23 protein-coding genes are annotated in these 25,070 nt (G+C 71.5%); 11 read left to right on the top strand and 12 right to left on the bottom strand.

Annotated features, from left to right (window positions below):
* Window positions 1-80 precede the first annotated feature (80 nt).
* Together SSP08S_RS20920 and SSP08S_RS20915 are read left to right on the top strand one after the other, a co-directional pair.
* Complete coding sequence (locus SSP08S_RS20920) at window positions 81-1,094, top strand: permease (protein ID WP_019069581.1); 1,014 nt, start codon at window positions 81-83, stop codon at window positions 1,092-1,094.
* The gene (locus SSP08S_RS20915) at window positions 1,091-1,843 is read left to right on the top strand and encodes a TIGR03943 family putative permease subunit (protein WP_026178690.1); all 753 of its coding nucleotides are present in this window, start codon (window positions 1,091-1,093) and stop codon (window positions 1,841-1,843) included. The genes SSP08S_RS20920 and SSP08S_RS20915 overlap by 4 nt, the downstream gene beginning before the upstream one ends.
* A gap of 7 nt (window positions 1,844-1,850) precedes the next feature.
* Here the strand turns inward: SSP08S_RS20915 and SSP08S_RS20910 are convergent, their stop codons facing one another.
* Window positions 1,851-3,320, bottom strand: coding sequence for a ketol-acid reductoisomerase (locus SSP08S_RS20910; RefSeq protein WP_019069579.1), 1,470 nt, complete (start codon window positions 3,318-3,320; stop codon window positions 1,851-1,853).
* Window positions 3,321-3,408: 88 nt separating this feature from the next.
* On the opposite strand from SSP08S_RS20910, the gene ilvY reads away from it, so the two are divergent.
* Window positions 3,409-4,263: an HTH-type transcriptional activator IlvY gene (gene ilvY / locus SSP08S_RS20905; RefSeq protein WP_019069578.1), complete on the top strand. Its 855-nt coding sequence runs from the start codon at window positions 3,409-3,411 to the stop codon at window positions 4,261-4,263.
* 24 nt (window positions 4,264-4,287) lie between these two features.
* Here ilvY and SSP08S_RS20900 read toward each other — a convergent pair whose 3' ends face one another.
* From SSP08S_RS20900 to SSP08S_RS20885, 4 genes are all read right to left on the bottom strand, one after another.
* Entirely contained in the window at window positions 4,288-5,469 is a 1,182-nt protein-coding gene (locus tag SSP08S_RS20900; RefSeq protein ID WP_019069577.1) for an SPFH domain-containing protein, read from the bottom strand.
* A gap of 9 nt (window positions 5,470-5,478) precedes the next feature.
* Entirely contained in the window at window positions 5,479-5,730 is a 252-nt protein-coding gene (locus SSP08S_RS20895; RefSeq protein ID WP_026178689.1) for an NfeD C-terminal domain-containing protein, read from the bottom strand.
* A gap of 107 nt (window positions 5,731-5,837) precedes the next feature.
* Window positions 5,838-7,052 (bottom strand): ROK family protein, encoded by a 1,215-nt coding sequence (locus SSP08S_RS20890; protein WP_086021981.1) that lies wholly within the window; start codon window positions 7,050-7,052, stop codon window positions 5,838-5,840.
* Window positions 7,053-7,189: 137 nt separating this feature from the next.
* Window positions 7,190-7,831 (bottom strand): alpha-ketoglutarate-dependent dioxygenase AlkB family protein, encoded by a 642-nt coding sequence (locus tag SSP08S_RS20885; protein ID WP_019069574.1) that lies wholly within the window; start codon window positions 7,829-7,831, stop codon window positions 7,190-7,192.
* A 78-nt stretch (window positions 7,832-7,909) separates the two neighbouring features.
* Here SSP08S_RS20885 and SSP08S_RS20880 point away from each other — a divergent pair, with 78 nt between their 5' ends.
* Window positions 7,910-9,043: a methyltransferase gene (locus SSP08S_RS20880; protein WP_026178688.1), complete on the top strand. Its 1,134-nt coding sequence runs from the start codon at window positions 7,910-7,912 to the stop codon at window positions 9,041-9,043.
* On the opposite strand, the gene SSP08S_RS20875 is transcribed toward SSP08S_RS20880, so the two are convergent.
* Window positions 9,033-9,896, bottom strand: coding sequence for a class II fructose-bisphosphate aldolase (locus SSP08S_RS20875; protein WP_019069572.1), 864 nt, complete (start codon window positions 9,894-9,896; stop codon window positions 9,033-9,035). The genes SSP08S_RS20880 and SSP08S_RS20875 overlap by 11 nt on opposite strands.
* A 16-nt stretch (window positions 9,897-9,912) precedes the next feature.
* Window positions 9,913-10,794 (bottom strand): SIS domain-containing protein, encoded by an 882-nt coding sequence (locus SSP08S_RS20870; protein WP_019069571.1) that lies wholly within the window; start codon window positions 10,792-10,794, stop codon window positions 9,913-9,915.
* 125 nt (window positions 10,795-10,919) lie between these two features.
* On the opposite strand from SSP08S_RS20870, the gene SSP08S_RS20865 reads away from it, so the two are divergent.
* On the top strand, window positions 10,920-11,717 hold the full coding sequence (locus SSP08S_RS20865) for a DeoR/GlpR family DNA-binding transcription regulator (protein ID WP_019069570.1): 798 nt from the start codon (window positions 10,920-10,922) through the stop codon (window positions 11,715-11,717).
* Window positions 11,718-11,792: 75 nt separating this feature from the next.
* On the opposite strand, the gene SSP08S_RS20860 is transcribed toward SSP08S_RS20865, so the two are convergent.
* Window positions 11,793-12,245 carry a phospholipase gene (locus SSP08S_RS20860; protein ID WP_019069569.1) on the bottom strand — a complete coding sequence of 151 codons (453 nt, stop codon included), beginning with the start codon at window positions 12,243-12,245 and terminating at the stop codon, window positions 11,793-11,795.
* Between the two features lie 242 nt (window positions 12,246-12,487).
* Here SSP08S_RS20860 and SSP08S_RS20855 point away from each other — a divergent pair, with 242 nt between their 5' ends.
* A complete protein-coding gene (locus SSP08S_RS20855) occupies window positions 12,488-13,459 on the top strand; it encodes an ATP-binding cassette domain-containing protein (protein ID WP_019069568.1) in 972 nt (323 codons plus the stop codon).
* Window positions 13,456-14,247, top strand: coding sequence for an ABC transporter permease (locus SSP08S_RS20850; protein ID WP_019069567.1), 792 nt, complete (start codon window positions 13,456-13,458; stop codon window positions 14,245-14,247). Before SSP08S_RS20855 ends, SSP08S_RS20850 begins: the two co-directional genes overlap by 4 nt.
* Here SSP08S_RS20850 and SSP08S_RS20845 read toward each other — a convergent pair.
* From SSP08S_RS20845 to SSP08S_RS20835, 3 genes are all read right to left on the bottom strand, one after another.
* Complete coding sequence (locus SSP08S_RS20845) at window positions 14,228-17,350, bottom strand: ATP-binding protein (RefSeq protein ID WP_019069566.1); 3,123 nt, start codon at window positions 17,348-17,350, stop codon at window positions 14,228-14,230. The two genes, SSP08S_RS20850 and SSP08S_RS20845, sit on opposite strands and share 20 nt — an antisense overlap.
* 75 nt (window positions 17,351-17,425) lie before the next feature.
* The gene (locus tag SSP08S_RS20840) at window positions 17,426-18,154 is read right to left on the bottom strand and encodes a TIGR03943 family putative permease subunit (RefSeq protein WP_019069565.1); all 729 of its coding nucleotides are present in this window, start codon (window positions 18,152-18,154) and stop codon (window positions 17,426-17,428) included.
* Window positions 18,151-19,197, bottom strand: coding sequence for a permease (locus SSP08S_RS20835; RefSeq protein WP_245607922.1), 1,047 nt, complete (start codon window positions 19,195-19,197; stop codon window positions 18,151-18,153). The genes SSP08S_RS20840 and SSP08S_RS20835 overlap by 4 nt, the downstream gene beginning before the upstream one ends.
* A 49-nt stretch (window positions 19,198-19,246) precedes the next feature.
* Between SSP08S_RS20835 and SSP08S_RS20830 the strand changes: the two genes are divergently transcribed.
* On the top strand, window positions 19,247-20,089 hold the full coding sequence (locus SSP08S_RS20830; RefSeq protein ID WP_019069563.1) for a PhzF family phenazine biosynthesis protein: 843 nt from the start codon (window positions 19,247-19,249) through the stop codon (window positions 20,087-20,089).
* Window positions 20,090-20,338: 249 nt separating this feature from the next.
* On the opposite strand, the gene SSP08S_RS20825 is transcribed toward SSP08S_RS20830, so the two are convergent.
* Window positions 20,339-21,280 (bottom strand): FadR/GntR family transcriptional regulator, encoded by a 942-nt coding sequence (locus SSP08S_RS20825; protein WP_019069562.1) that lies wholly within the window; start codon window positions 21,278-21,280, stop codon window positions 20,339-20,341.
* A gap of 72 nt (window positions 21,281-21,352) precedes the next feature.
* Between SSP08S_RS20825 and SSP08S_RS20820 the strand changes: the two genes are divergently transcribed.
* The 3 genes from SSP08S_RS20820 (at window position 21,353) to SSP08S_RS20810 (ending at window position 25,069) form a co-directional block, all read left to right on the top strand.
* Complete coding sequence (locus SSP08S_RS20820) at window positions 21,353-22,249, top strand: proline iminopeptidase-family hydrolase (RefSeq protein ID WP_019069561.1); 897 nt, start codon at window positions 21,353-21,355, stop codon at window positions 22,247-22,249.
* 70 nt (window positions 22,250-22,319) lie between these two features.
* The gene (locus SSP08S_RS20815; RefSeq protein ID WP_019069560.1) at window positions 22,320-24,044 is read left to right on the top strand and encodes an ABC transporter substrate-binding protein; all 1,725 of its coding nucleotides are present in this window, start codon (window positions 22,320-22,322) and stop codon (window positions 24,042-24,044) included.
* Window positions 24,041-25,069 carry an ABC transporter permease gene (locus tag SSP08S_RS20810; RefSeq protein WP_019069559.1) on the top strand — a complete coding sequence of 343 codons (1,029 nt, stop codon included), beginning with the start codon at window positions 24,041-24,043 and terminating at the stop codon, window positions 25,067-25,069. The genes SSP08S_RS20815 and SSP08S_RS20810 overlap by 4 nt, the downstream gene beginning before the upstream one ends.
* The last annotated feature ends 1 nt before the right edge of the window (window position 25,070 follow it).

Raw genomic sequence — 25,070 nt, 5'->3', positions numbered from 1 at the left:
GCCTCCGCGTCGGAGGCGGTTGTCGAGGGTTGGCGAGGGCCCGCTATGTTCGACGCGGACATCGAACATGTGGAGCTCGCGTGCAGACGACAGTGGAGCCGCCCGGAGCGGCGGAGGCTGAGGATGTCGCGGCGGCGGGGTGGCCCCGGTCCTGGCCGCTGTTGTTGCTGGGGGCGGCCGTTCTTCCCGGGCTGGTGCTCTTCTCCGTCGGGCGGTGGCTGGACTCACCGGCCGTGCAGGCCTGGCGGACCGTCTGTCTCGCCATCACCACACAGGCGCTGCCCTTCCTGCTGCTGGGCACGGCACTGTCGGGGGCGATCAACGCGTTCGTGCCGGCGCGGGTGTTCACGAGGATCCTGCCGAAGCGGGCCGCGTTCGCGGTGCCGGTCGCCGGGGTCGCGGGGGTCGTCCTGCCGGGGTGCGAGTGCGCGTCGGTGCCGGTCGCGAACAGTCTGATCGGGCGCGGGGTGACCCCGGCCGCCGCGTTCGCGTTCCTGCTGTCGGCGCCAGCGATCAACCCGGTGGTGCTGACCGCCACCGCGATCGCGTTCCCCGCCAGCCCGGTCATGGTGCTGGCCCGGCTGCTCGCCTCGCTCGCCACCGCCGTGGTGATGGGCTGGCTGTGGCTCTGGCTGGGGCGGGAGGAGTGGCTGACCCCGGTCGCGCGCCACACGGGGCACCAACCGGGGCACAGCCGCTTCACCGAGTTCAGGACCGGGTTCCAGCACGACTTCCTGCACGCCGGCGGGTTCCTGGTCGTCGGGGCCATGGCCGCGGCGACCTTCAATGTCGCGGTGCCGCGCTCCGTGCTCGACACGTTCGCCGGTTCGCCGTGGCTGTCGGTCCTGTTCCTGGCCGCGCTCGCGATCATCCTCGCGGTCTGCTCGGAGGCCGACGCGTTCGTGGCGTCCTCGCTCACGGGCTTCTCCCCCACCGCCCGGCTGGCGTTCATGGTGGTCGGCCCCATGGTGGACCTCAAGCTGATCGCCCTCCAGACCGGCACCTTCGGCCGGGCCTTCGCGGCCCGCTTCTCCGCCGCCACGACGGTCGTCGCGGTCCTGTCCAGCGCGCTGATCGGAGCCGTACTGCTGTGAGACGCCCCCTCCAGGTGACCCTGCTCGTCCTCAGCGGCCTGGGCCTGCTGCACGTCTCGCTCTTCACCGACCTGTGCCTGCGCTACGTCAAGCCGAGCATGCGCCCGATGCTCATCGCCTCGGGGTTCCTGCTGATCCTGCTGGGCATCGCGGAGGCATGGTCACGGCGAAGCCCTGCAGGCACCGACGGCGACCACATCGAAGCCTCCGAAGGGCATGTGGGCCACAACCACTCCAAGGTGCCCCGCGTCGCCTGGCTGCTCTTCCTCCCCGCGCTCAGCCTGCTCTTCTACGCCCCGCCCGCCCTCGGCGCCTACACGGCCTCGCGCGCCGCTCCCAAGGCCGTCCCCCAGCAGGACTCCTTCGATCCGCTGCCCGCGACCTCGCCGCTGCCGATGACGCTCACCGACTTCACCACCCGTGTGCAGCAGGACCGCAAGGGGACCATCAAGGGCCGCACCGTCCAGATGACCGGTTTCGTCACGCCCGACAGAGGAAGCACCTCCTGGGACCTGACCCGCATCATGATCTCGTGCTGCGCGGCGGACGCCCAGTCCATCAAGGTGCGGGTCTACGGCATTCCGGCCCTGGCCGCGAACACCTGGGTGACGATCACCGGGACCTGGCACGCGGGCGGAACCCTGGGTACGAGTTCCGCCCCGGCCGCGCTCGACGGCGTCACCGTCGAGAAGGTCGCCAAGCCGGTGAACGCCTACCAGGACGCCCTGCCGTTCCCGACCTCGCGGTGATCGGCTCCTAGGCCACGGAGATGTCCACGGACGGCCGCAGTTTCGCCGCGGCTGCCAGTGCCTCGTGCATGGGGTGGGCGTCGAAGGCCGTCAACAGGGCCTCGTTCGGCGGGAGTTCGGACGCAGGGTAGGCGATCTGCTCGTAGGCCGCCTGGAAGCGCGGGCCCCAGCGGCGGGTGCCCAGGCGGGCCGTGCGGGAGCAGTTGTCGACCATGTACGCCACGTCACGGGCGTGCATGTACGGCAGCAGGGAGTCCACTGCCTCGATGACCGACTCGTTGACGATCTCGGACCAGGGGTGGCCGCGCTCGGCGAACTCGTCGACCTGGGCGGTCATCGTCGCCACGAACACTCCGGCGGTGAACGGCTCGACGGGCAGGGCGCGTTCGGCCCGGCGGGCGCGGACCTCCGGACCGGCTGCCCACATGGGTGAGCCGCCGATCCCGCTCATCTCCCGTGCGCCGAGCCGCCGTTCGGCGAGGACGACGCTGCGCAGTTCGGTGCCGTCGGCGACCTCGTCGTAGATCTCGGCGACGATCTCGCGGGCGGGACCGTAGGTCGCCGAGTACGCGCGGTCGAAGACCTCGCGTCCGGCCGGGTCCAACTCCTCGCGGACGGCGCGGAGTCCGGCGTGCGAGATGGTGCGCGCGATGGGTCCGGTGACGTTCTCGCAGGAGCGCTCGTACGCGGTCACCGGGTCGTCGCCGGACAGGCGGTAGCGCGTGTAGAGGCTCTCGACGATGCCGTGGACGGCGCCGAGCAGGATGGCACGCTCGCCCACGATGTCGGAGCGGTACTCGCTCTCCAGGGTGGTGCGGAAGGTGTACGGCGAGCCCAGCGCGACCGACCAGCCGAGCGCGCGGTCGGTGGCCTTGCCGTCGGGGTCGGCGTGGACGGCGTAACTGCTGTTGATTCCCGCTCCGTTGATCTCGGCGCCCTGTTCGTAGAGGCGGCGCACGGAGTCGCCCATGCCCTTGGGGCAGACAGCGATCACGCCGTGTCCGGGCGGGAACTCGCCGCCGGTGGCCCGGAGATGGCCGAGGAGGAAGCCGTGGGAGAGGCCGATGGTGGCGCCGGGCTTGAGCGCGGCGAAGATCTCCTCGTGGTGGGCGGCGAGGGCGGCGTCCGCGATGAGGAGGACGACGAGGTCGCTGTCGGCGGTGACAGCCAGCCAGTCGCCGAGCGTGCCGTCCTCCTCGGTGAAGCCGTGGGCGCGGGCGTCGGCGGCGGACGCCGAGCCGGGGCGCAGTCCGACACTCACCCGGATGTCCGTACCGGCGAGGGAGTCGCGCAGGTTGCGGGCCTGGGCGCGGCCCTGCGGGCCCCAGCCGATGACGCCGATGCGGCGGACTCCCGCGAAGGCCTGCGGGAGCAGCGGGAAGAGGTGGCGGCCGCCGCGCAGGATGGTCTCCGTGCCGCCGGGCACGTCCATCGTTTCGAGGGTGAAGACGGCGGAGGTGTGCGTGGTCGAGGTCATGGTCGAGTTGTAGGCTCCGGGCGAGTGTTGCGGCAAGCGCAATCTGTGCAGCGGACTGTTGCGAGAAGTGAAAGGGCCAGGTCAAGGGATGCGGGACGACCGTCGGGAGCTGCATCTTTTCCTGCATCTGGCGCAGACGCTGAACTTCGGGCGGACGAGTCTGGACTGTCATGTGAGTCCGGCGACGCTGACGCGGACCGTGCAGCGGCTGGAGGCCGACCTCGGGCACCGGCTGTTCGACCGTGGCGCGCGCGGGGTGTCGTTGACGGCGGAGGGGCACCGGTTCCGTGAATACGCCGTCCAGGCACTGGAGTTGTGGCGCGCCTACCGCGAGGAGCATCCCGATCCGGCCGAACTCACCGGCAGCCTCGCCCTGTTCGCCACGGTGACCGCCTGCCAGGCCCTGCTGCCCGACCTGTTGGCGCCGTTCCGGGCCGCGCATCCGCAGGTGCGGCTCGATCTGCGCACCGGTGACGCGGCGGCGGCGCTGGCCCGGCTCGACGAGGGTGAGGTGGACGTGGCGGTCGCGGGCATCCCGGCGCGGCTGCCGGAGCCGCTGGTGAGCCGGACGGTCGCGGTGACCGAGCTGGTGCTGGTCACCGCCCGCGACCGTCCCGATCCGGATCTCGACGGCCCGTTCGTGCTCCCGCACCGGGGTCTGGTCCGGGAGGCGGCCGACCGCTGGTTCCGCGCCCGGGGTACGACACCGGACGTGGCCTGCGAACCGGACGGCCACGAAGGGCTGTTGACGCTGGTCGCGCTGGGCTGCGGGACGGGTGTGGTGCCCCGGCTGGTGCTGGAGTGCAGTGCCGTACGGGAGCGGCTGGCGGTCGTCGCGGCGGATCCCGCGCCGGAGCCGCTCCCGATCGGGCTGTGCGTACGGCGGGCGGACCTGCGCCGCCCGCTGGTGGCGACGTTGTGGAGTCTCACGGCTCCCTGGTAGGACCGGCCCCGCCTCGCGCGTCTGTTAGTCGAGGTCCACCGGACCGTCGTCCTTCTTGTCGTCCTTCTTCGCCGGGAGTTGGAGCAGGTTCTTGACGTCGTCGCCGGGGCGGCGGCCGTCGTTGTCCGCGTTGCCCAGGTTGCCCCGGACCGAGTCGAGGATCGTGAGGCCCTGCGAGACCAGGCCGGCCGCGATCTCGCCGAGGCCGTCGGCGCCGTTGAGGACGTTGACGTTGGCGCCGGCGAGGCCGCCCGCCGCTTCCTTGACGATCTGCGGGAGCTGGTCGATCAGCATGCGGTCGAGCGCGACCCGGTCGTAGGAGGCCGCCGCCTCGGCCTGGATCTTCATGCGGTCGGCCTCGGCGATGGCGAGCAGCTTGATCCGCTGGGCCTCGGCCTCGGCCGGCTTGACGATCTCGGCGACGAGCTGCTGCTGGCGCAACTCGGCCTGGCGCTGGGCCAGTTCGGTCTGCGCGGCGAGCACTTCCTGCTGGGCGTGGGCCTGTGCCAGCGGTCCGGCCTGCGCGGCCTGCGCCTGGGCGCGGTCCACCTCGGCCGAGTACTCGGCCTTGACGACGGCGGTCTGCCGGGCGTACTCGGCCTGGTTGCGGGCCGCGACCTGCTGCGCCTCGGCGGAGGCCTGGGTGGCCTGGGCCTGGGCGATCTGGGCCTGGCGCTGAATGGCCGCCTTGTGCGGGGCGGACATGGCCTCGATGTAGCCGGTGTCGCCGTCGTCGATCGACTGGATCTGCAGCGAGTCCACGATCAGGCCGATCTTGGCCATCTCGATCTTCGAGGTGTCCAGGACCTCGGCGGCGAGCTTCTGCCGCTCGGTGACGATCTCCTCGACGGTCATCGAGCCGATGATGGACCGCAGGTGACCGGCGAAGATCCGGCCGGTCAGGACCGACATCTGATCCTGGTCGGACAGGAAGCGCTGGCCCGCGTTGATGATGCTCTCGGTGTCGTTGCCGACCTTGAAGGCGATGACGGCACGGACGTTCAGGGCGATGCCCTGCCGGGTCACGCAGGTCTCGGTGACCTCTGCCTCGCACATCGCCAGGGTGAGGAAACGGGTCTTGCGGAAAACCGGGAGCACGAACTTTCCGTGCCCCGTCACCACTCGGAACGGCGCGCCCCCCAGTCCCCGCCTGCCACCCGAGATCAGCATCGCCTCATCGGGAGCGGGAACGCGGTAACCGAACATTGGTACTCCTCACTCTGCGCCGGCGGGGTCCCCGCCCAGCGCGTCCAATGGATCCACCCATTCGATGACGTGGACCTCACGACCCCCACGCGACTCGATCACGAGCACGGTCGCCCCCGTGGGCAGAGGATCGTCAGACCAGGCGAGGAAGGTCTCGGAGCCGCCGCGGACGCGCACCAGGATCTCGCCGGGGCCCGCGTTTCCACGGGTTCCGATGATCACCTGCCCCGTGCATCCGATCACGGGCTCATCCTGCGGCATCACCGGCCGCCCTCCATCCTCTGGCCTTAGGTTTCCGACGATAGACCTACTCTGCCCCGGCTCCCAACGGGCTCGTCAATTCCTTGCGTCACGTGCCGTCCGCGCGGTCAGGAAAGGGCCGCCAGCGGGTCGTCGAGCACGGGCTGCCACGCCAACTCGGCGGCGCCCACCAGGCTGTTGTGGTCAAGGGTGCAGGCGAGGATCGGCACGCCCCCGCTCTGCCCCCACAGGCTGCGGTCGGCGACGACCGCGCGCAGCCGGTCCGGGTCGGCGTCCAGGAGGGTGCGGTGCAGTCCGCCGAGGATGATCCGGTCGGGATTGAGGATGTTCACCAGCCCGGCGAGTCCCAGCCCCAGGCGGTCGATCAGCGTCTCGGCGGCCCTGCGGACGGACAGGTCGTCGTAGTGCAGGCGGATCAGGTCGTTGGACTCCTGGAGCAGGGACACCTCGGGACCCGGCTCACGACCGGCGGCCGTGAGGAAGGCGAGGGGGTCGGCCTCGACGTCGAGGCAGCCGCGGCTGCCGCAGTGGCAGGGGCGGCCCTCGGGGTTGACGGTGAGGTGTCCGACCTCGAGCGCGAGCCCCGAACTCCCCGTGTGCAGACGCCCGTCGAGCACCAGCGCGCCGCCCACACCCCGGTGCCCGGTCGCCACGCACAGCAGGTCGCGGGCGCCCCGGCCCGCGCCGTGCCGGTGTTCGGCGAGCGCGGCGAGGTTGACGTCGTTGCCCGCGAACGCCGGTCCGGCGAGGCCGGCCGCGCGCACGCACTCGGCGAAGATCCGCCGCACGGGCGCGCCCGCGGGCCAGGCGAGGTGGAGGGGGTTCAGTGCCAGTCCGTCGGGTTCGGCGACGGCGGACGGTACGGCGAGTCCGGCGCCCACGCAGCGGCGGCCGGTCGCCCGCAGCAGATCCGCGCCCGCCTCGACGACCGAGCCGAGCACCTTCGCCGGGTCGGCGTCGACGGCCTCGCAGCCCGGGGCTGTCGCCACGATCTGGCCGCCGAGACCGACCAGCGCGGCGCGGAAGCCGTCGGCGTGCACCTGGGCGGCGAGGACGACGGGGCCGTCCTCGGCGAGCGCGAGCCGGTGCGAGGGGCGGCCCTGCGAGCCCGCCGCCGCGCCGGGCCTCGCGTCGACCCTGATCAGGCCCAGTGCCTCCAGCTCGGCGGCGACCGCGCCGGCCGTTGCCCGGGTCACGCCCAGTTCCGCGGTCAGTACGGCGCGGGTGGGGGCGCGGCCGGTGTGCACGAGTTCCAGCGCGGGGCCGAGGGCTCCGCGTCCTCGGTCCAGCCGCGCTCTTGAGGTTGTCCCTTCGCCGCTCATGAGGGGGAGTCTCCCATGATCCGTATCGAGAGCCGGTGGGGGTTGTGGTCATAGTGGCGGCCGGTGGGGGCTGGTCGCGCCCACGCGGCGGAGCCGCATATCGACACAGCCCCGCGCCCCTTCGAAGCGCACCCCGCTCAGAAGCCACTGACCCTCAGCGTCACGTTCAGTCTCCCTCTCAGCCCCAGCTCCCCCGGCGCCGTGCCCTCGTACACCCTCGGCACCCCGTGGTACGCCAGCCGCGACGGGCCGCCGAACACGAACAGGTCGCCACTCCTCAACTCCACGTCCGTGTAAGGCTTCGTGCGGGTCTCGGTGTTGCCGAAGCGGAAGACGCAGGTGTCGCCGAGGCTCAGCGACACGACCGGTGCGTCGGACTTCTCGTCGCTGTCGCGGTGCATGCCCATCCGGGCGTCGGCGTCGTAGAAATTGATCAGTGCGATGTCGTACGACGCGGTCGGCGTCCCCAGTGTGTCGGTGACCGCCTGTCGGCCCAGTTCGTCGAGCCAGGGCGGGAACGGCTTCACGGGGGTGCCGTCGCCGTCGGTCGTCGTGCGGGAGTAGGCGTACGGGTACCAGTGCCAGCCCAGGCAGACCTGGCGGGCGGTCATCGTGCCGCCGCCGGGGGTGCGGACCGTGCGCAGGCCGGCGGGTGGGCGGGCCCAGTCGCGGCAGGCGGTCAGGAGGTCGCGCTGGCGGCCCTGGTCGAGCCAGTCCGGCACGTGCACCGCGCCCGGCGCGATCTCGGTGCGGGCCCGGGGAAACAGCTCGGCGTCCATGCGCTCCATCCTGCCCCGACCGGCCTTGAGCTGGTACTCGGTTAGCCTTGGCGCACGATGGACGACCATATCGACCGCATGACGACCCCGTGGGGCGACCGCGCCCTGGCCCGCTTCCCCGAGGACCCGCGCGACCGGCTGCGCGCCTGGGACGCCTCCGACGAGTACCTGCTGCGACATCTCGCGGAACAGGACACCCCGCTGTCCGGCACGGTCGTGATCGTGGGCGACCGCTGGGGCGCCCTGGCCACGGCGCTCGCGCGGTACGGCCCGGTGCAGATCACGGACTCGTTCCTCACCCAGGAGGCGACGAGGGCGAACCTGGCACGGAACGAGGTCGCCGCCGATTCCGTACGGCTGCTCACCACCCAGGATCCGCCGCCCGAGCGCGTCGACGTGCTGCTGGTGCGGGTGCCGAAGAGTCTCGCCCTGCTGGAGGACCAGTTGCTGCGGCTGGCGCCCGGGGTGCACGCCGACACCGTCGTGGTCGGTACCGGCATGGTCAAGGAGATCCACACCTCGACGCTGAAGCTCTTCGAGCGGATCCTCGGCCCGACCCGGACCTCGCTGGCCGAGAAGAAGGCCCGGCTGATCCACTGCACGCCCCGGTCGTCGGGGACGCGTGCCACCAATCCGTGGCCGCACAGCTACGCCCTGCCCGATGGCATCGGGGTCGTCTCCGGACACACCGTGGTCAATCACGCGGGTGTGTTCTGCGCCGAGCGCCTCGACATCGGCACCCGCTTCTTGCTCCAGCACCTGCCCTCAAGTCGCGGGCTGCGCCGGGTCGTTGACCTCGGGTGCGGGAACGGTGTCGTCGGTACGGCGGTGTCGCTGGCCGATCCGGAGGCCGAAGTCCTGTTCGTGGACGAGTCGTTCCAGGCGGTGGCGTCGGCGGAGGCCACGTACAAGGCCAACGGGGTGCCGGGGCATGCCGAGTTCAGGGTCGGGGACGGGCTGACCGGGGTCCCTGCCGAGAGTGTGGACCTCGTACTGAACAATCCGCCGTTCCACTCGCACCAGGCGACGACCGACGCGACGGCCTGGCGCATGTTCTCCGACGCGCGGCGCGCGCTGCGGCCGGGCGGAGAGCTCCACGTGATCGGCAACCGGCATCTCGCCTACCACGTGAAGCTGAAGCGGTTGTTCGGCAACAGCCAACTCGTCGCCAGCGACCCGAAGTTCGTGGTGCTGAAGGCCGTCAAGCGCTAGGTCGTCCCGTGAGGACGCCGATGATCCGGGCCACCGTCCCGGCCATCGCCTCCCGCGCCACGCTCAGGTACGTGCGGGAGTCGACCGCCTCGGGATGCGCGGCGAGGTAGGCGCGGATCGCGCCGGTCATCGCGAGGTTGAGGGCCGTGCCCACGTTCACCTTGGTGATGCCGCCCGCGACGGCCGCGATCAGCTCGTCGTCGGGGACTCCCGAGGAGCCGTGCAGAACGAGGGGAACGTCCAGGGTGGCGGCGAGCCGCTTGAGGAGCTCGTGGTCGAGGGTGGCCGTACGGGTGGTCATGGCGTGCGTGCTGCCGATGGCCACGGCGAGGGCGTCGACGCCGGAGTCGGTGACGAAGGCGCGGGCCTGGGCCGGGTCGGTGCGGGCGCCGGGTGCGTGGGCGTCGAGGGGCGGTTCGCCGTTCTTGCCGCCGACCTCTCCCAACTCGGCCTCGATCCACAGCCCTTGGGCGTGTGCCCAGTCGGCGGCGGCGCGGGTCGCGGCGAGGTTCTCGGCGTACGGGAGGCGAGCCGCGTCGTACATCACCGAGCTGAACCCGGCGTCGGGTGCCTGCCGTAGCAGGTCGTCGCTCTGGACGTGGTCGAGGTGCAACGCGACGGGTACGGCGGCCCGTTCGGCGGCGGCCACGGCCGCGCGGGCGAGGGGGAGGAGGCGGCCGTGGCGGAACTTGACGGCGTTCTCGCTGACTTGGAGGACGACGGGGGCAGCGGCGGACTCGGCGCCTGCGATGACGGCCTCGATGTGCTCCAGCGTGATGATGTTGAAGGCGGCCACGGCGGAGCGGGCCTCGGCGGCGCGGGTGACGAGTTCGCCGGTGGTGACGAGGGGCACGGCCTCTCCTGTCCTTTCAGGGGGCGAGGATCACCGAGCGGGTGAGGTGGCGCGGGCGGTCGGGGTCGAGGTCCCGGTGCGCGGCGACGGCGACCGCTAGGCGCTGGGCGCGGACGAGTTCGGCGAGCGGGTCGAGGCCGCCCTCGATCCACAACCCGCCGGTGGCGCGCACCTGTTGGGCGAGTCCCTCGGGTGCCTCGCCGAGCATCCAGGTGGCGGTGCCGCGGGTGGTGATGCTGATCGGGCCGTGCCGGTACTCCATCGCCGGGTAGGCCTCGGTCCAGGACAGCGAGGCCTCGCGCATCTTCAGCCCGGCCTCGTTGGCCAGACCGACCGTCCAGCCGCGGCCGAGGAAGGTGAACTGGGTGCAGGCGACGAGCTGTTGGGACAGTTCGGCGGCGAGCGCGGTACGGGCGTCGGCGACGGCGGTGCCGGTGTGCAGGCCCAGGTGGGCGCGGAGCAGGGTGACCGCGGTGGTCGCGAACCGGGTCTGCACCACGGAGCGTTCGTCGGCGAAGTCGAGCACGACGATCTCGTCGGCGGCCGTCATCACGGGGGTGTGCGGGTCGGCGGTAATCGCGGTGGTAGGGGTGCGGCCCTTCAGCTGTCCCAAAAGTTCCAGGACTTCAGTCGTGGTGCCGGAGCGGGTGAGGGCGAGAACCCGGTCGTACGGGCGGCCGTGCGGGAACTCGGAGGCGGCGAAGGCGTCGGTCTCCCCCTGGCCCGCCCCCTCGCGGAGGGCGGCGACGGCCTGGGCCATGAAGTACGAGGTGCCGCAGCCGACGATCGCGACCCGCTCCCCCGGCGCCGGCAGCACGTCCCGGTACGACGGCGCCTCCGCCGCGGCGCGCGTCCAGCACTCTGGCTGGCTCCTCAGCTCGTCCTCGACATAGGTCATGTCCCGCCCCTCCCCAACGATGCTCGTTCCTGCAAGATATAGCGAGCTTTCGAGCACAATCAAGCAAAATCCGTGAGGATGGTGTGCGCTAGGGTCGCCGGAGAATCGAGGAACGGAGAGTGCGGATGTCGCGCGACGCCCGCTGGAAGGCGCTGCTGGAGCTGCTCGTGGAGCGCGGGCGGCTCGACGTCGAGGAGGCTGCTGCCGACCTCGCGGTGTCGGCCGCCACCATCCGCCGTGACTTCGACCAGCTCGCCGAGCAGCAGATGCTGGTGCGTACCCGGGGCGGCGCCGTGGTGCACGGGGTGTCGTACGAACTGCCGTTGCGGTACAAGACCGCCCGGCACGCCTCCGAGAAGCAGCGCATCGCCAAGTCGGTCGCGGAACTCGTCGCGCCGGGCGAGGCGGTGGGTCTGACCGGCGGTACGACGACCACGGAGGTGGCCCGCGCCCTGGCCGTGCGCGGCGACCTCGCATCCGGCGCCCCCGGAAGCTCCGGATCACCCGCGCTGACCATCGTCACCAACGCGCTCAACATCGCCAACGAGCTTGCCGTACGGCCCCAGTTCAAGATCGTGCTGACCGGTGGGGTCGCGCGCCCGCAGTCGTACGAACTCGTCGGGCCGCTCGCGGACGGGGTGCTCTCGCAGATCACCGTCGATGTGGCGGTGCTCGGTGTGGTGGCCTTCGACGTGACGCACGGTGCGGCGGCCCATGACGAGGCGGAGGCCGCGATCAACCGGCTGCTGTGCGAGCGCGCCGAACGTGTCATTGTCGCGGCCGACTCCAGCAAGCTCGGGCAGCGGGCCTTCGCCCGGATCTGTTCGGCCGAGTCGGTGGACACGCTGGTGACGGACACGGCGGTGGAGCGTGACATGGCAAGGCGGTTCGAAGAGGCGGGGGTTCGGGTCGTCGCGGTGTGAACCCGCCCCGCAGGAGACGGAGTTGCGGGACGCCGGACATCGACGTCCCGCGCTTTCCGGTCAGGTGACGATGCGTCAGCCGAACACCTTCACGGCCTGGTAGTACGTCCACGCCGTGCTGTTGCACGCGGTCGCGGTGGCTCCGCCGTAGGCGGCGCAGACGCGCTTGAGGTCCTCGTAGAAGGCGCTGTCGAGCCGCGACTTGTTGGCGTCGAAGCTGCCGGCGGCCTTGTAGTTGCGGTAGCCGAAGTCGTGGCGGGCGCAGGACGTGGCGAAGGGGAAGCCGAAGGGGTTGTCGGGCGAGTCGGAGCAGTAGTCGGTGGACCAGTCGAACTCGTAGGCGGACCAGGCGGTTTGGTTGGCGCGAGCCGCGGCCCAGAGGCTGTAGCTCGACGCGCTTGTCTGCGTCCAGCTGGAGAGGACCTGGGGCTTGTCGGCGGGTACTGCGGTGGCGGCTGTCGCGGTGGCGACGACGGCGACCAGGGCCAGAGTCGAGGCGGCGAGACCGGTGGCGAGTCTGCGGTGCATCCAACACCTCCATGAGACCGCGATCCGCCCGTCGGATCGCAGGTTCATGACAAGATGATTTCCGGCCCGACCCCGCCTTCACACCGCATGTGCCCCAATGACCCGTTAACTCTCGGATGTGGCAGGAGATCGGGACATGAACCCCATGGGAGACACCGGCGGTGGGGCTCGGGCGACCGGTTCCAGGGCAGTGAAACCGTCGTGAAACCGCGCTGAATGCGGCCTGCCGCACGCTCTGCGGCATGACTTCGACGACATCGCACTCACTCGGCATCGCGGCCAAGGGGCTGCGCAAGGCCTACGGGGACAAGACGGTTCTCGACGGCATCGACCTGGCGGTACCGGCCGGCACGGTGTTCGCCCTGCTCGGCCCGAACGGCGCCGGCAAGACCACCGCCGTCAAGATCCTCTCCACCCTGATCGCCGCGGACGCCGGCGAACTGCGCGTCGGCGGCCACGACCTGGCCGTGGACCCGCAGGCCGTACGGGCCGCGATCGGCGTCACCGGGCAGTTCTCCGCCGTCGACGGGCTGATCACCGGCGAGGAGAACATGCTCCTCATGGCCGATCTGCACCACCTGCCGAGGAAGGAGGGACGCCGGGTGGCCGCCGAACTCCTCGCCCGCTTCGACCTCACCGAGGCGGCGAAGAAGCCCGCCTCCACCTACTCCGGCGGTATGAAGCGCCGCCTCGACATCGCCATGACCCTGGTGGGCAGCCCGCGGATCATCTTCCTCGACGAACCGACCACCGGCCTCGACCCGCGCTCCCGCCACACCATGTGGGGCATCATCCGCACCCTGGTCGCCGACGGGGTCACCGTCTTCCTCACCACGCAGTATCTGGACGAGGCCGACGAACTCGCCGACCGCATCGCGGTGTTGAACGACGGCAGGATCGCCGCCGAGGGCAGCGCCGAGGAACTCAAGCGGCTCGTCCCCGGCGGACACGTCCGGCTCCGCTTCAGCGACCCGGCCGCCTACCAGTCCGCGGCCACCGCCCTGCGCGAGGTCACCCGCGACGACGAGGCGCTGTCACTGCAGATCCCCAGCGACGGCAGCCAGCGTGAACTGCGGGCCGTCCTGGACTGGTTGGACGCCGCCGGCATCGAGGCCGACGAACTGACCGTGCACACCCCCGACCTCGACGACGTGTTCTTCGCCCTCACCGGCGACAGCAAGATCCCCCACCAGGCCAAGGAGAACGTCCGATGAGCACTCTCGCCCTCGCCGTCCGCGACTCGTCCACGATGCTGCGCCGCAACCTGCTGCACGTACGGCGCTACCCGTCGATGACCCTGAACCTGCTGCTCACCCCGATCATGCTGCTGCTCCTCTTCGTCTACGTCTTCGGCAACGTGATGAGCGCGGGCATCGGTGGCGGCGGCGCCGACCGCTCCGACTACATCGCCTATCTCGTCCCGGGCCTCCTGGTGATGACCATCGGCAGCACCGTGATCGGCGCCGCGGTCTCCGTCTCCATGGACATGAACGAGGGGCTCATGGCCCGCTTCCGCACGATGGCGGTCTACCGGGGCTCCGTCCTCATCGGGCACGTCGTCGGCAGTGTGCTCCAGGTCCTCGCCAGTCTGGTCCTCGTCGGCGCCGTCGCCGTGGCCATCGGCTTCCGGTCCACGGACGCCACCGTGCTGGAGTGGCTGGCGGCCTTCGGGCTGCTCGCGCTGTTCGCCCTGGCGCTCACCTGGATCGCGGTCGGGATGGGCATGGCGAGCCCCAACCCCGAGGCGGCCAGCAACATGGCGACCCCGCTGATCCTCCTCCCGCTCATCTCCAGCGCCTTCACCCCGGCCGACACGATGCCGGGCTGGTTCCAGCCGATCGCCGAGTACCAGCCCTTCACCCCGGCCATCGAGACCCTGCGCGGCCTGCTGCTGGGCACCGGGATCGGCAACAACGGGTGGATCGCGCTCGCCTGGTGCGTCGGGCTCACCGTGCTCGGCTACCGCTGGTCGACGGCACAGTTCAACCGCGACCCGAAGTAACCGCCATGACAGCGCGGGCCGCCTCCCGCAGCTCGTCCCGCTCCAGGGCGGCGTACTCCGACACCGCGTCGGCGTACGCCGCCCCGTCGGCGTCCTCGGCCGCCCGCCGGGCACGCTCCGCCGACATGGTCGGCTGGAAGTCGCGCAGCACGCGAAGCCGTTCGGCGAGCGCGATCAGCCGTACGGCGGAGGCGTCGCCGGAGACGATCCCCGCCATGCCGAGGGCGTGCAACCCCGTCCCGAACACGGGGAGTTCCATGGGCGAGCGGGCCGGACCGTCGAGCAGAGTCCGCAGGCGCCGGCGCAGCCGGTCGGTCACGTCCGTGACGAGCCCGAGCCGGTCGGCGTGCGCGTGGGCCGTCACCGCCGCCGACTGGACCTGGACCAGCCACCGGTCGTAGAAGGGGTCGTCGCTCCCCGCCGAACCGGCCTCGGAGATCGCCTCCACGTTGCGGCGCCACACGCCGAGTCCGACCTCCGTCAGCCCGCGGGCGAGCGCGATCTCGGCACGGCCGCCGAAGTCGGGGCTGTAGACGTCGTCCTTGTGCGCGGGGTTGCGCTCCTCCGCCTGCCGCAGCCAGTACTCGGCCTCGTCGGGTTCGCCGCGCTGCAGACAGGCGAGGACCAGGCCCCAGCGGACGCCGATGGAGTCGTGCTCGTCACCGAGGCGCGGCAGTGCCGCGAGCGCCGCCCTGAGGCTCTCGTACGCGGCCTCGCCCTGCTCCGTCTGCAGGCACAGCTCGCTCAGCCGGGCGTGCCCGAGGACTTGGAGGAAGGGGTGGTCGACCGGCGCCAGTGCCTCGATGCTGCGCCGGGCGGAGGCGAGCGAGCGGTCGATGTCGTGCTCGTACTCCCACACATAGGTGGCCACGCACTCGGCGATACCGGCGAGCAACGGCCGCTCGCTGTCGCAGAGTTCGCGCAGCACGCCGTAGTCCGGGGGAAGCATCTCGGGGACCGCGCCCAGCACGGCCGAGATGGCGCGCAGCAGGGTGTCCGGCGGGGCCGGGGGCAGCCGCCGAAGCGTGACGAGCTGCCGTACGACCTGCGGGCCGTAGCCCATGAACAGGCTCGCCGTGCACAACACCGCGGCGGCACGGGCGACTTCGACGTACTCGGGCTCGGGGTGGTAGTGCGACAGCGGCGGCCCGGTGTCCGCGGCGAGCGCGGTGAGGCGCGGGTAGCTGGAACCGGTCGACCACAAGGCGGCGAGAACCGCGGTGAGGGCGGCGATGGTTGGACAGTCCGTCCGGGCCAGGGCGTACCGCAGGGCCAGCACGAGGTTGTCCTGCTCGCCCCTGATCCGCTCCCAAGCGGCGCGCGGTTCCGAGCCGAAGAACCAGTCGTGGTACGCGACCCCGAAGTCCCGTGCCCAGAGCAGGAATTGGTCTACGGCGGCCTCGTCCTCGCCCGCCTCGGTGCGCCGGGCCGCGCTGAACTCCCGTACGGTCTCGAGCATGCGGAACCGTACGCCCGCCGGGGTGTCGGCGACGGTCAGCAGGGACTGGTCGGCCAGTTGCTCCAGGAGGAACAGCGGGTCCTCGCCGAGGACTTGCTCCGCCGCCTCGGCGAGGAAGCCGCCGGGGAAGACGGAGAGGGTGCGCAGCGCGGCCCGGGCGTCCTCCGCGAGGAGGTTCCAGCTCCAGTCGACGACCGCGTGCAGGGTGCGGTGCCGCTCGGGCGCGTCGCGGGCGCCGCCGCGCAGCAGGGCGAACCGGTCGCCGAGGCGCCGGGCGATGTCCGGCACGGAGAGGACCCGGACCCGTGCCGCGGCCAGTTCCACGGCGAGCGGCAGTCCGTCGAGGTGGCGGCAGAGCTCGGTCACCGCGGCCGACGGCAGTTCGACGCCGGGACGGGCGGCGCGCGCCCGCTGGGTGAACAGTTCGACGGAGGTGGCGAGGCCCAGTTCCGGGAGCGCGTACACCGCCTCCGAGGTGAGACCCAGCGGGGCGCGGCTGGTGGCCAGGACCCGCAGGTCCTTCGAGGACGAGACGAGGGCCTGCACGAGGCCGGAGGCGCCGCGCACGATCTGCTCGCAGTTGTCGAGGACCAGCAGCGCGGGGCCGGTGCCGAGGATGCCGAGGACGGCGGTCACCGGGTCGCCGGCGGCGGGCCCGCTCATGCCGCCCGCGCCGAGCGCGGAGGCCACCTCGGCGGCCACGTCCGCGTCGGCCGTGACGCCGGCGAGCGGCACGAAGTACACGACGCGCTGTTCGGCCCGGCGGCTGACGGCGTGCGCGAGCCGGGTCTTGCCCAGGCCGCCGGGGCCGACGACGGTGACGGCGCGGGAGGTGTGCAGCGCCCGCTCGACGGCCGCGATGTCCTCGTCCCGGCCGAGGAGGGGGTTCGGTTCGTGCGGCACGCCGTGTCTGACCACCGGTGCCTCGCCGTTGAGCAACTCCTTGTGCACGGCCTTGAGTCCGGCGCCGGGGTCCGTGCCGAGGTCGTCGCGGAGTTCCCTGCGGTACGCCTCGTAGCGCATCAGCGCGGCGGACGGGCCCGCCGACGCGGCCTCGCCGCGCAGGAGTTCGGCGAGCACCTCCTCGTCGCGCGGATGCTCCGCGGCGGCCGCGGCGAGCGGGCCGGCCGCCTCCGCGTGCCGTCCCAGGCGGGCCAGCGCGAGTGCTCGCGCGCGGGCGAGCGTGGCGTGGACGGGGGCGCGTTCGGCGCGCAGTGCGGCCACCGGGTCGGCGCTGTCGGGGTCGCCGTCGGGGGTGCCCTCCCACAGGGCGAGCCCGGCCTCGGCGGCGGCCAGCGCTCCCGCGTGGTCCCCGGCCCGGGACCGGTCGGCGCTGACCGTGGCGTGCAGCAGCAGGGCGGAGCTGTCGACCTGGTCCTCGGCGAGGGTGAGCCGGTAGCCGGTCGGGGTGCTGGCGATGACGTCGGCGCCCAGCTGGGAACGGGCCCGGGACACCAGGACCTGGACCGCCTTGCCCGGCCGCTCCGGCAGCTCGTCCGGCCACAGCCCCGCCACCAGCCGCTCGGTGCTGCAGCCCGTGCGCAGGTCGCCGGCGAGCAGCGCGAGGAGGCCGCGCAGCCGGGGCGCGGTGACTTCCTGTCCGCGGTGGGCGACGCGGGGCAGCAGGGTCAGATCGGTGGTCACCCGTGCAGGTTAACCAAGGTCGGGGCGTCGCGACTCCTGCCGTCCGAACGCCCGTGTCGTCGGCGGCAGTTCACGTCAGCGGGTGGGTGTGAGAGGCAGGTCGTCCGTGAAGGCGTTGACGGGTTGGGCGATGGGCCGGGTGCCGTGGACGTCGAGGGCCGCCGCCGCGGACTTGGTGCCGAGGGCGCCCTGGGTGTGCCAGGTTCCGGTGACGGCCAGCCAGGTGTTGGCGGGCGGGGCGGGGGTGCCGTACATCCGGATCTTGACGGTCTGGGCGTCCGCCGCGCAGCAGGTGAAGATGATGCGGGTCAGGTCCCAGGCACCGCCCTGTCCCGGTGTCACGAAGCCGGTCATCTCGACGGTACGGCCCCGGATGGCGCGTTCCTTGTCCTGCTGGACCCGGGTGGTGAAGTCCGTGAGGGTCATCGGGAGGGGCGAGGTGGCGGGCAGTGCGGCGAAGCCCTTCTGCTGCTTCACGGTCTCGCTGCCGGCGTGCGCTGCCGTGTAGGCGCCGAGGGCGGGTGGGGCGTAGAGGAGGAGGCTGAGCGCGGGGAGGAACAGGAGCCAGGCGATGCGGGGTGCGGTGGAGTGGTCGTGCCCGTGGTCGTGGTCCTCCTTCGCACCGGTGTCGTGGTCGAACGCCGCGTGGGCCAGGCCCAGCAGCAGCAGGAGGACGCCGGAGACGATCAGCAGCGGACGCAGGCCCTCCTTGACGTAGCGCAGGTAGAGGTCGGTGAAGAGGGCGGTGTGCAGCAGGCCCAGGCCGGTCAGGATCAGGAGCGCGATCTGTGCGGTGCGCTTCACAGCAGGGCGCCTCCGATCAGGACACTGGCGGCCACGGCCACGACGGTGGTCGCGGTGGAGAAGCGGACGGCGAACGCCCGGCCGAAGGTGCCGGCCTGAAGGGCGATCAGCTTGAGGTCCACCATGGGACCGACCACCATGAAGGCCAGCCGGGCTGTGGGTGAGAAGCCTGTGAGCGAGGCGGCTACGAACGCGTCGGCCTCGGAGCAGACCGCGAGGACGACGGCGAGCGCGGCGAGGAACAGCACCGACAGCCAGGGCGAGCCGGAGAAGGTGTCGAGGACGGAGCGCGGGACGGTCACGTTGAAGGTGGCCGCGGCCATCGCGCCCAGCACGAGGAAGCCGCCCGCGTGCAGGAAGTCGTGCTGGAAGCCGAGCCGGAACTCCGTGAAGCGGCTGTGTCCGTGCTGGTGTCCGGTGTGCCGGACGACCGGGCGCAGCCATTCCGTACGGCCGAGCCAGAGCCAGAGCCAGCCCATGACGGCGGCGGTGGCGAGCGAGGCGAGCAGCCGGGCCAGCACCATGGCGGGGCTGCCGGGGAATGCGACGGCGGTGGCGGTCAGCACGATCGGATTGATCGCGGGCGCCGAGAGCAGGAACGCGAAGGCGGCGGCCGGGGTGACGCCCCGGCGGATCAGGCTGTTGGCGACCGGCACGGACGCGCATTCGCAGCCCGGCAGGACGGCTCCGGCAAGGCCCGCCACGGGGACGGCGAGCACGGCGCGCTTGGGCAGCACCTTGGTGAACAGGTCGGCCGGCACGAAGGCGTTGATCGCGCCGGACAGGGCGGTGCCCAGGAGGAGGAAGGGCAGCGCCTGCACGGTGATGGCCAGGCAGACGGTGCGCCAGGCGGCCACGGCGGGGCCGTTCAGCCACGGTGTGCCCGACAGCAGAAAGGCGGCGATCGCCAGGCCGAGGGCGGTGACGACCGCCGTCGTGGGCGGGGGTCTGCGCGCGAGGCGGCGGCGCCGTCGCTCGGGTGGGTGGACGGTGGCCGGGGCCACCGCCTCCGTCACATCAAGCAGCTCATCCGTTTTTGGCATATTTGCTCCGAATGTCTGATGTTGCGACAGAACATAGTACGGTTCTCCCGTGATCAGCCGACTGTCCGTCACGATCGTCCGCGCGTGTCTGCGCGAGGGCACCGGCGGAAGCCCCACCGCGGTGCTGAACGAGGTCCCGTTGAGCGACGACGAGCGGCGTCGGGTGCCGGTCCTCGCGGGGACCTCGCACGCCGTCTTCATCTCGGTGCGCGGGTCCGGGGTGTCGCTCCGCTTCTTCACCGCCGAGGGCGAACTGCCCGCGTGCGGCCACGGTACGGTCGCCGCCCTGGCGTACCTCGCGGCGCGCGCCCGGGGCGCGGGGTACCGGGGCACCCTGCATGCGGCGGGGCGTTCGTTCGCCGGCCGGGCGGTACGGGAGGGGACACGGTTCCGTGCCGTCTTCGAGCCGGGTCCCGTCGAGTTGCGCGATCCGACCCCGGACGAGTGCGCGCACGTCCTGCCCCCGTTGGGCATCACTCCGGACAGGCTCGTTCAAGGCGCCCGCGTGGCCTCGGTCGGGCGGGCGCGTCTGCTCGTCCCGGTCGCCTCGCGTGCCGAACTCGCCGCGCTGGCACCGGACTTCGAGGGGCTCCGCGCGGCCTGCGACCGGTTCGGGCTCCTCGGCTGCTACGTCTACTCGGTGCCGGAGCGCTCCGGTCGGATCGCGGCCCGCATGTTCGCGCCGTCGATCGGCGTCCCGGAGGACATCGCGAACGCCAACAGCACCGCGTGCCTCGCCGCCGACCTGGCCGAACGGGGTATCACCGAGATCGCCGTCGACATGGGCGACTCCCTGGGCAGCCCGGCCACGATCACCGCGAGCGCGCGACCCGTGCTGCGGCTGGGCGGCGTCGCGGAAGTCGGCGGTGTCGTGCGGGAGTTGAGCGTCTAGGCCGTGTCCGCGAAGTCCCGTCGTCCGCCCGGAGGGCGGGCACTGCGGCGTCCGGTGCGTGCTCTGGGGGTCCCCCCGGCCGGAGGCTGGGGGGGTCCGGGTGGAAGCCCTCGTACTGGTTGTACGTGGGCTTTCGCCCGGTGCGGCGAGTGGGGGCACCTCCCACGCCCTTAGGGCAGTGGGGGAGCGTGCCGGGCGTCGTAGGGCTGGGGGTACCCCCTCTGGGGGGAGGGACTTCGCGGACACGGCCTAGCGGGCCCGGACCCGCTCCAGTACGTCACGGATCAGGTCGGCGCTGATGGTGAAGTGGCCGCGGGCGATCTCCTCGGCGCGTTCGGGCTCGCCCGCCGCGATGGCCTCGTACAGGGCCTTGTGGTCCTCGCCGCCCTGGTGGAAGTGGGTCTCCTCGCCCTTGCCCCAGGGCTCGACCGGGAAGCCGAGGCTGATGCGGGCCAGCAGGTCCTGGCTGAGCATGACGATCTGGGGGTTGCCCGTGGCGGCGCGGACGGCCTGGTGGAAGGCGCTGTCCGCGGTGTGCGCGTCGCGCGGGGTGCTCGCGGAGAGGTAGGCGGACAGGGCGTCCTTCATGGGGTCGAGGTCCTTGGAGCCCCGGCGCCGGGCGGCCGTCGCGGCCACCATGCCCTCGACCAGGCCGCGCAGGTCGAAGAGTTGCTCGAACTCCTCCCAGCGGGGCAGCAGCGTGTGCCGGACGGCCGCGGCCGTCGACTCGGTCCAGCTGTCGCGGACGTAGGTCCCGCCGTTGCGGCCGCGGCGGATCTCGACGACGCCGACGGCCTGGAGGCGGGCGACCGCCTCGCGCACGGTGGGGCGGCTGACCCGGAGCAGCCCGGTGAGTTCGCGCTCGGCGGGCAGGCGTTCGCCCGGTAGGAAGTCGCCGACGGCGATCGCGGTGAGCAGCCGGTCGGAGACCTCGTCGACCGCCGAGGCGACCCGGACCGGGCCCAGTGCCGAGGACGGCGAGCCGCCGAGGAGGACACGGTCGAGGACACGTGAGAACTCGTCCCCGGCCTCGGATGCCTCAGGTACGGATGTCAGTTGTCCTCCCCCTTCAATGCCGCCGCTGTAAACGCGGGCGGGCCACGTGAACTCGCCGTTACGTCTTGCCCAGCCCCCGCTAAAAGGTCTTGTGCGCTGACCTTTTACCCAATCACTATCGCAGCCATCCGTCACATCCTTTTCGTTTCAGCCAGAGGCCAGGCCCGCAAAACGGCCTGGCGGACGGCCCTCCTGGGAGGCCCTCGCGTGGCGATTCCCGAACCGAATCACACCGGCACCGTCGACTTCAACGGCCATTCGACCTGGTACCGGATCACCGGCACGCCCGGCAGGACACCCCTGGTCGTCCTGCATGGCGGACCCGGCGCCGGTCACAACTACACCCTCAGCATCGCGGGCATCGCCGAGCAGGGACGCCAAGTGGTGCACTACGACCAGCTCGGCACCGGGCTGTCCACGCATCTGCCCGACGAGGGCGCCGACTTCTGGACCGTCCCGCTCTTCCTCGACGAACTCGACAATCTGCTCAAGGAGTTGGGCATCGCCGATGCCTATCACCTCCTCGGGCAGTCCTGGGGCGGCATGCTCGCCGCCGAGCACGCCGTGCGCCGGCCGGCCGGGCTGCGCGGGCTGGTCATCGCCAACTCCCCCGCATCCATGGAGCTGTGGCTCGCGGCGGCGGCCGAACTGCGCGGCCAGCTGCCGCCCGAGGTCCAGCGCACCCTGCTCGCCCACGAGGCCGCCGGGACCACCGACCACCCCGACTACCTCGCCGCCGAGCAGGTCTTCAACGAACGCCATGTGTGCCGCCTGACCCCCAACCCGCCCGAGGTGCAGGCCACTTGGGAGAACATCGCGGCCGACCCGACCGTGTACCACACGATGAACGGGCCCAACGAGTTCCATGTCGTCGGCACGCTCAAGGACTGGTCCGTGATCGACCGGCTGCACCTGGTCGAGGCACCGACCCTGCTGGTGTCCGGACGGTACGACGAGGCGACCCCCGAGACGCTGCGTCCTTTCGCCGACCACATCCCCGACGTGCGCTGGCACATGTTCGAGCACTCCAGCCACATGCCGCACGTCGAGGAGGAAGAGCTCTACCTCCGGGTCGTGGGCACGTTCCTCGACTCCACCGACTGACCCCCCGGCCCAGTCCACGGCCCACCCCCTGGCCGATCCAACAGCCCTTCCTCCGACGGGAGTTCCCTGGATGTCCCGCACCACGAGACGGAGCGCGTTCGCCGCCGCCACCGTCGCCCTCGCCCTGACCACCGCCGCCTGTTCGTCCTCCGACGGCAGCTCCTCCGCCGACGCGACCACGTCCTCGTCGGCGTCCGGCTCTTCCGCCTTCCTGCCGCAGCACAAGGGCGGCACGCTGAAACTGGTCGCCCACGCGGCCGCCGGCAGCATCGATCCGCAGGTCAACTACACGCTCCAGTACTGGCAGTTGTACCAGTCGATGTACGACGGGCTGCTGTCGTTCAAGAAGGTCGGCGGACAGGCCTCGTTCACGGTCGTCCCGGACCTGGCCGCGGCGATGCCCAAGGTCAGCAACGGCGGGAAGACGTACACCTTCACACTCCGCAAGGGCATCACCTTCTCCAACGGCAAGGCGCTGACCACCGACGACGTGGTGGCGTCCTTCCAGCGGATCTTCAAGGTCTCCAGCCCCACCGCGGGCACCTTCTACAACGGCATCGTCGGCGCCACCGCCTGTCTGAAGACACCCGCGTCCTGCACGCTCAAGGGCGGCGTGACCGGTGACGCGACGGCGAACACGGTCACGATCAACCTCACCGCGCCGGACTCGGAGTTCCCGTACAAGCTCGCCGTCCCGCACGCCAGCATCGTGCCGAAGGACTCGCCGACGAAGGACGCGGGCACGAAGCCGCTGCCGACGACCGGCCCGTACATGGCGGCCTCCTACGACCCGAACCGCGCGCTGAAGCTGGTGCGCAACCCGCACTTCAAGGAGTGGTCGCGGGAGGCCGAGCCGCAGGGGTACCCGGACGAGATCGACTACACCTTCGGGCAGACCGTCGAGTCCGAGGTGACCGCCGTCGAGAACGGCCAGGCGGACTGGATGTACGACCCGCCGCCCGCCGACCGCCTCAACGAGATCGGCACCAAGTACACCGCCCAGGCGCATGTGAACCCGCTGACCGCGTTCTGGTACGCGACGCTGAACGTCAACATGGCTCCGTTCAACAACAAGTTGGCGCGTCAGGCCATCAACTGGGCCGTGGACCGGTCCGCCGTGGTGCGGCTCTACGGCGGCACCAACCTCGCCTCCCCCGCATGCACGATCCTGCCGCCGGGCTTCCCCGGGCACGTCGACTCCTGCGACTACACCAAGGGCGGCGGCAAGACCTGGACGGCCGCGGACCTCGCCACGGCCAAGGCGCTGGTGAAGCAGTCCGGTACGGCCGGGCAGGAGGTCGGCATCGTCGTGCAGGACGACGACGTCAACAAGTCGATCGGACAGTACCTGCAGAGCCTGCTCACCCAGCTCGGCTACAAGGCGACGCTCAAGCCGCTGTCGGGGAACATCCAGTTCACCTACATCCAGAACACCAAGAACAAGGTCCAACTCGCCCTGACCTCTTGGTACCAGGACTATCCGGCGGCCTCGGACTTCCTCAACGTGCTGTTCTCCTGCGCCGCGTTCCACCCGGGAAGCGACTCCAGCATCAACATCTCGGGCTTCTGCGACAAGGGCGTCGACGCGAAGATGCAGAGCGCGCTGAAGACCGCGCAGACCGACCCGACGGCCGCCAACACGCAGTGGGGCGCGATCGACCAGGCGATCATGCGGCAGTCCCCGGTCGTCCCGCTGATCAACCCGAAGATCATCGACTTCACGTCGAAGCGGCTGGGCAACTACCAGTTCAGCAAGCAGTTCTACATGCTCGTCGGCCAGACATGGGTCAAGTGAGCACCGCCGCACCCGAGTTGGCCACCGTGGAGGCCCGGCGCTCGCCGGGCCCCTGGCGGACGGCCGGCGCCGACCTGCTGCACAACAGGTCGGCGCTCGCCGCGGCCGTCGTCCTCTTCCTCGTCGTCCTGGCGACCCTGTGCGCGCCGCTGTACGCGCACCACATCGCCCACACCGATCCCTTCCAGTCCCATGTCTCCGGCACCACGGTCGTCGACGGGAAGACCGTGCCGGTGCTCACCCCGAGCAGCACCGGCCTCGGCCTCGGCGTCACCCCGATCGGCCCGACCTGGGACCCCGCCCACTACTTCCTCGGCGCCGACAACCAGGGCCGTGACGTGATGGCCCGGCTGCTCTACGGCGGCCGGACGAGCCTGTTCATCGGGTTCACGGCGGCGCTGCTCACCTGCGCCCTCGGTACGGTCGTCGGGGTCGTCGCCGGGTACGCGGGCGGTGTCGTCGACGCCGTCATCTCCCGTGTCCTGGACGTCATTTGGGCGTTCCCGGTGTACCTGCTGGCGATCTGCCTCTCGGTCGTCCTGCTCACCGACGGGCTGCATCTGGGCCCGCTCACCGTCGAGGCGGGGAGTCTCTGGCTGCCCGTCGCGATCATCGCGGCGATCTATGTCCCGTACATCGCACGCCCGTTGCGCGGTCAGGTGCTGGTGCTGCGCAACAAGGAGTACATCCAGGCGGCCGTCGGCTCCGGGGCGCCGACCGTGCGCATCCTGCGCCGCGAGGTGCTGCCGAACGTGCTGCCCACGGCCATCGTGTTCGTGCCGCTGATGACCGCACTGGCCATGCTGACCGAGTCGGCGCTGTCCTTCCTGTCGGTCGGTGTCCAGCCGCCGGACGCCAGTTGGGGCACGATCATCGAGGACGGACTCGGGCTCCTCTACACCCGTCCCGCCGTGACGATCGCGCCCGGCCTGCTGATCGCGCTCACCACGGCGGCCCTCAACGTCCTCGGCGACGGCGTGCGCGACGCGCTCGACCCGGGCGCCCGGCTGCGCGGAGGGGTGTGAG

It is taken from the genome of Streptomyces hokutonensis (assembly GCF_000376565.1).
GTDB classification, from domain to species: Bacteria; Actinomycetota; Actinomycetes; order Streptomycetales; family Streptomycetaceae; genus Streptomyces; species Streptomyces hokutonensis.
This window is presented reverse-complemented; position numbering and strand designations above follow the sequence as displayed.

Excerpts from the sequence above, each read along its gene's own strand:
- SSP08S_RS20910 (WP_019069579.1), bottom strand. The coding sequence starts at position 3,320 with ATGACCTCGACCACGCACACCTCCGCCGTCTTCACCCTCGAAACGATG.
- ilvY (WP_019069578.1), top strand. The coding sequence starts at position 3,409 with ATGCGGGACGACCGTCGGGAGCTGCATCTTTTCCTGCATCTGGCGCAG.
- SSP08S_RS20900 (WP_019069577.1), bottom strand. The coding sequence starts at position 5,469 with ATGTTCGGTTACCGCGTTCCCGCTCCCGATGAGGCGATGCTGATCTCG.
- SSP08S_RS20895 (WP_026178689.1), bottom strand. The coding sequence starts at position 5,730 with ATGCCGCAGGATGAGCCCGTGATCGGATGCACGGGGCAGGTGATCATC.
- SSP08S_RS20890 (WP_086021981.1), bottom strand. The coding sequence starts at position 7,052 with ATGAGCGGCGAAGGGACAACCTCAAGAGCGCGGCTGGACCGAGGACGC.
- SSP08S_RS20885 (WP_019069574.1), bottom strand. The coding sequence starts at position 7,831 with ATGGACGCCGAGCTGTTTCCCCGGGCCCGCACCGAGATCGCGCCGGGC.
- SSP08S_RS20880 (WP_026178688.1), top strand. The coding sequence starts at position 7,910 with ATGACGACCCCGTGGGGCGACCGCGCCCTGGCCCGCTTCCCCGAGGAC.
- SSP08S_RS20870 (WP_019069571.1), bottom strand. The coding sequence starts at position 10,794 with ATGACCTATGTCGAGGACGAGCTGAGGAGCCAGCCAGAGTGCTGGACG.
- SSP08S_RS20865 (WP_019069570.1), top strand. The coding sequence starts at position 10,920 with ATGTCGCGCGACGCCCGCTGGAAGGCGCTGCTGGAGCTGCTCGTGGAG.
- SSP08S_RS20860 (WP_019069569.1), bottom strand. The coding sequence starts at position 12,245 with ATGCACCGCAGACTCGCCACCGGTCTCGCCGCCTCGACTCTGGCCCTG.
- SSP08S_RS20855 (WP_019069568.1), top strand. The coding sequence starts at position 12,488 with ATGACTTCGACGACATCGCACTCACTCGGCATCGCGGCCAAGGGGCTG.
- SSP08S_RS20850 (WP_019069567.1), top strand. The coding sequence starts at position 13,456 with ATGAGCACTCTCGCCCTCGCCGTCCGCGACTCGTCCACGATGCTGCGC.
- SSP08S_RS20835 (WP_245607922.1), bottom strand. The coding sequence starts at position 19,197 with ATGCCAAAAACGGATGAGCTGCTTGATGTGACGGAGGCGGTGGCCCCG.
- SSP08S_RS20815 (WP_019069560.1), top strand. The coding sequence starts at position 22,320 with ATGTCCCGCACCACGAGACGGAGCGCGTTCGCCGCCGCCACCGTCGCC.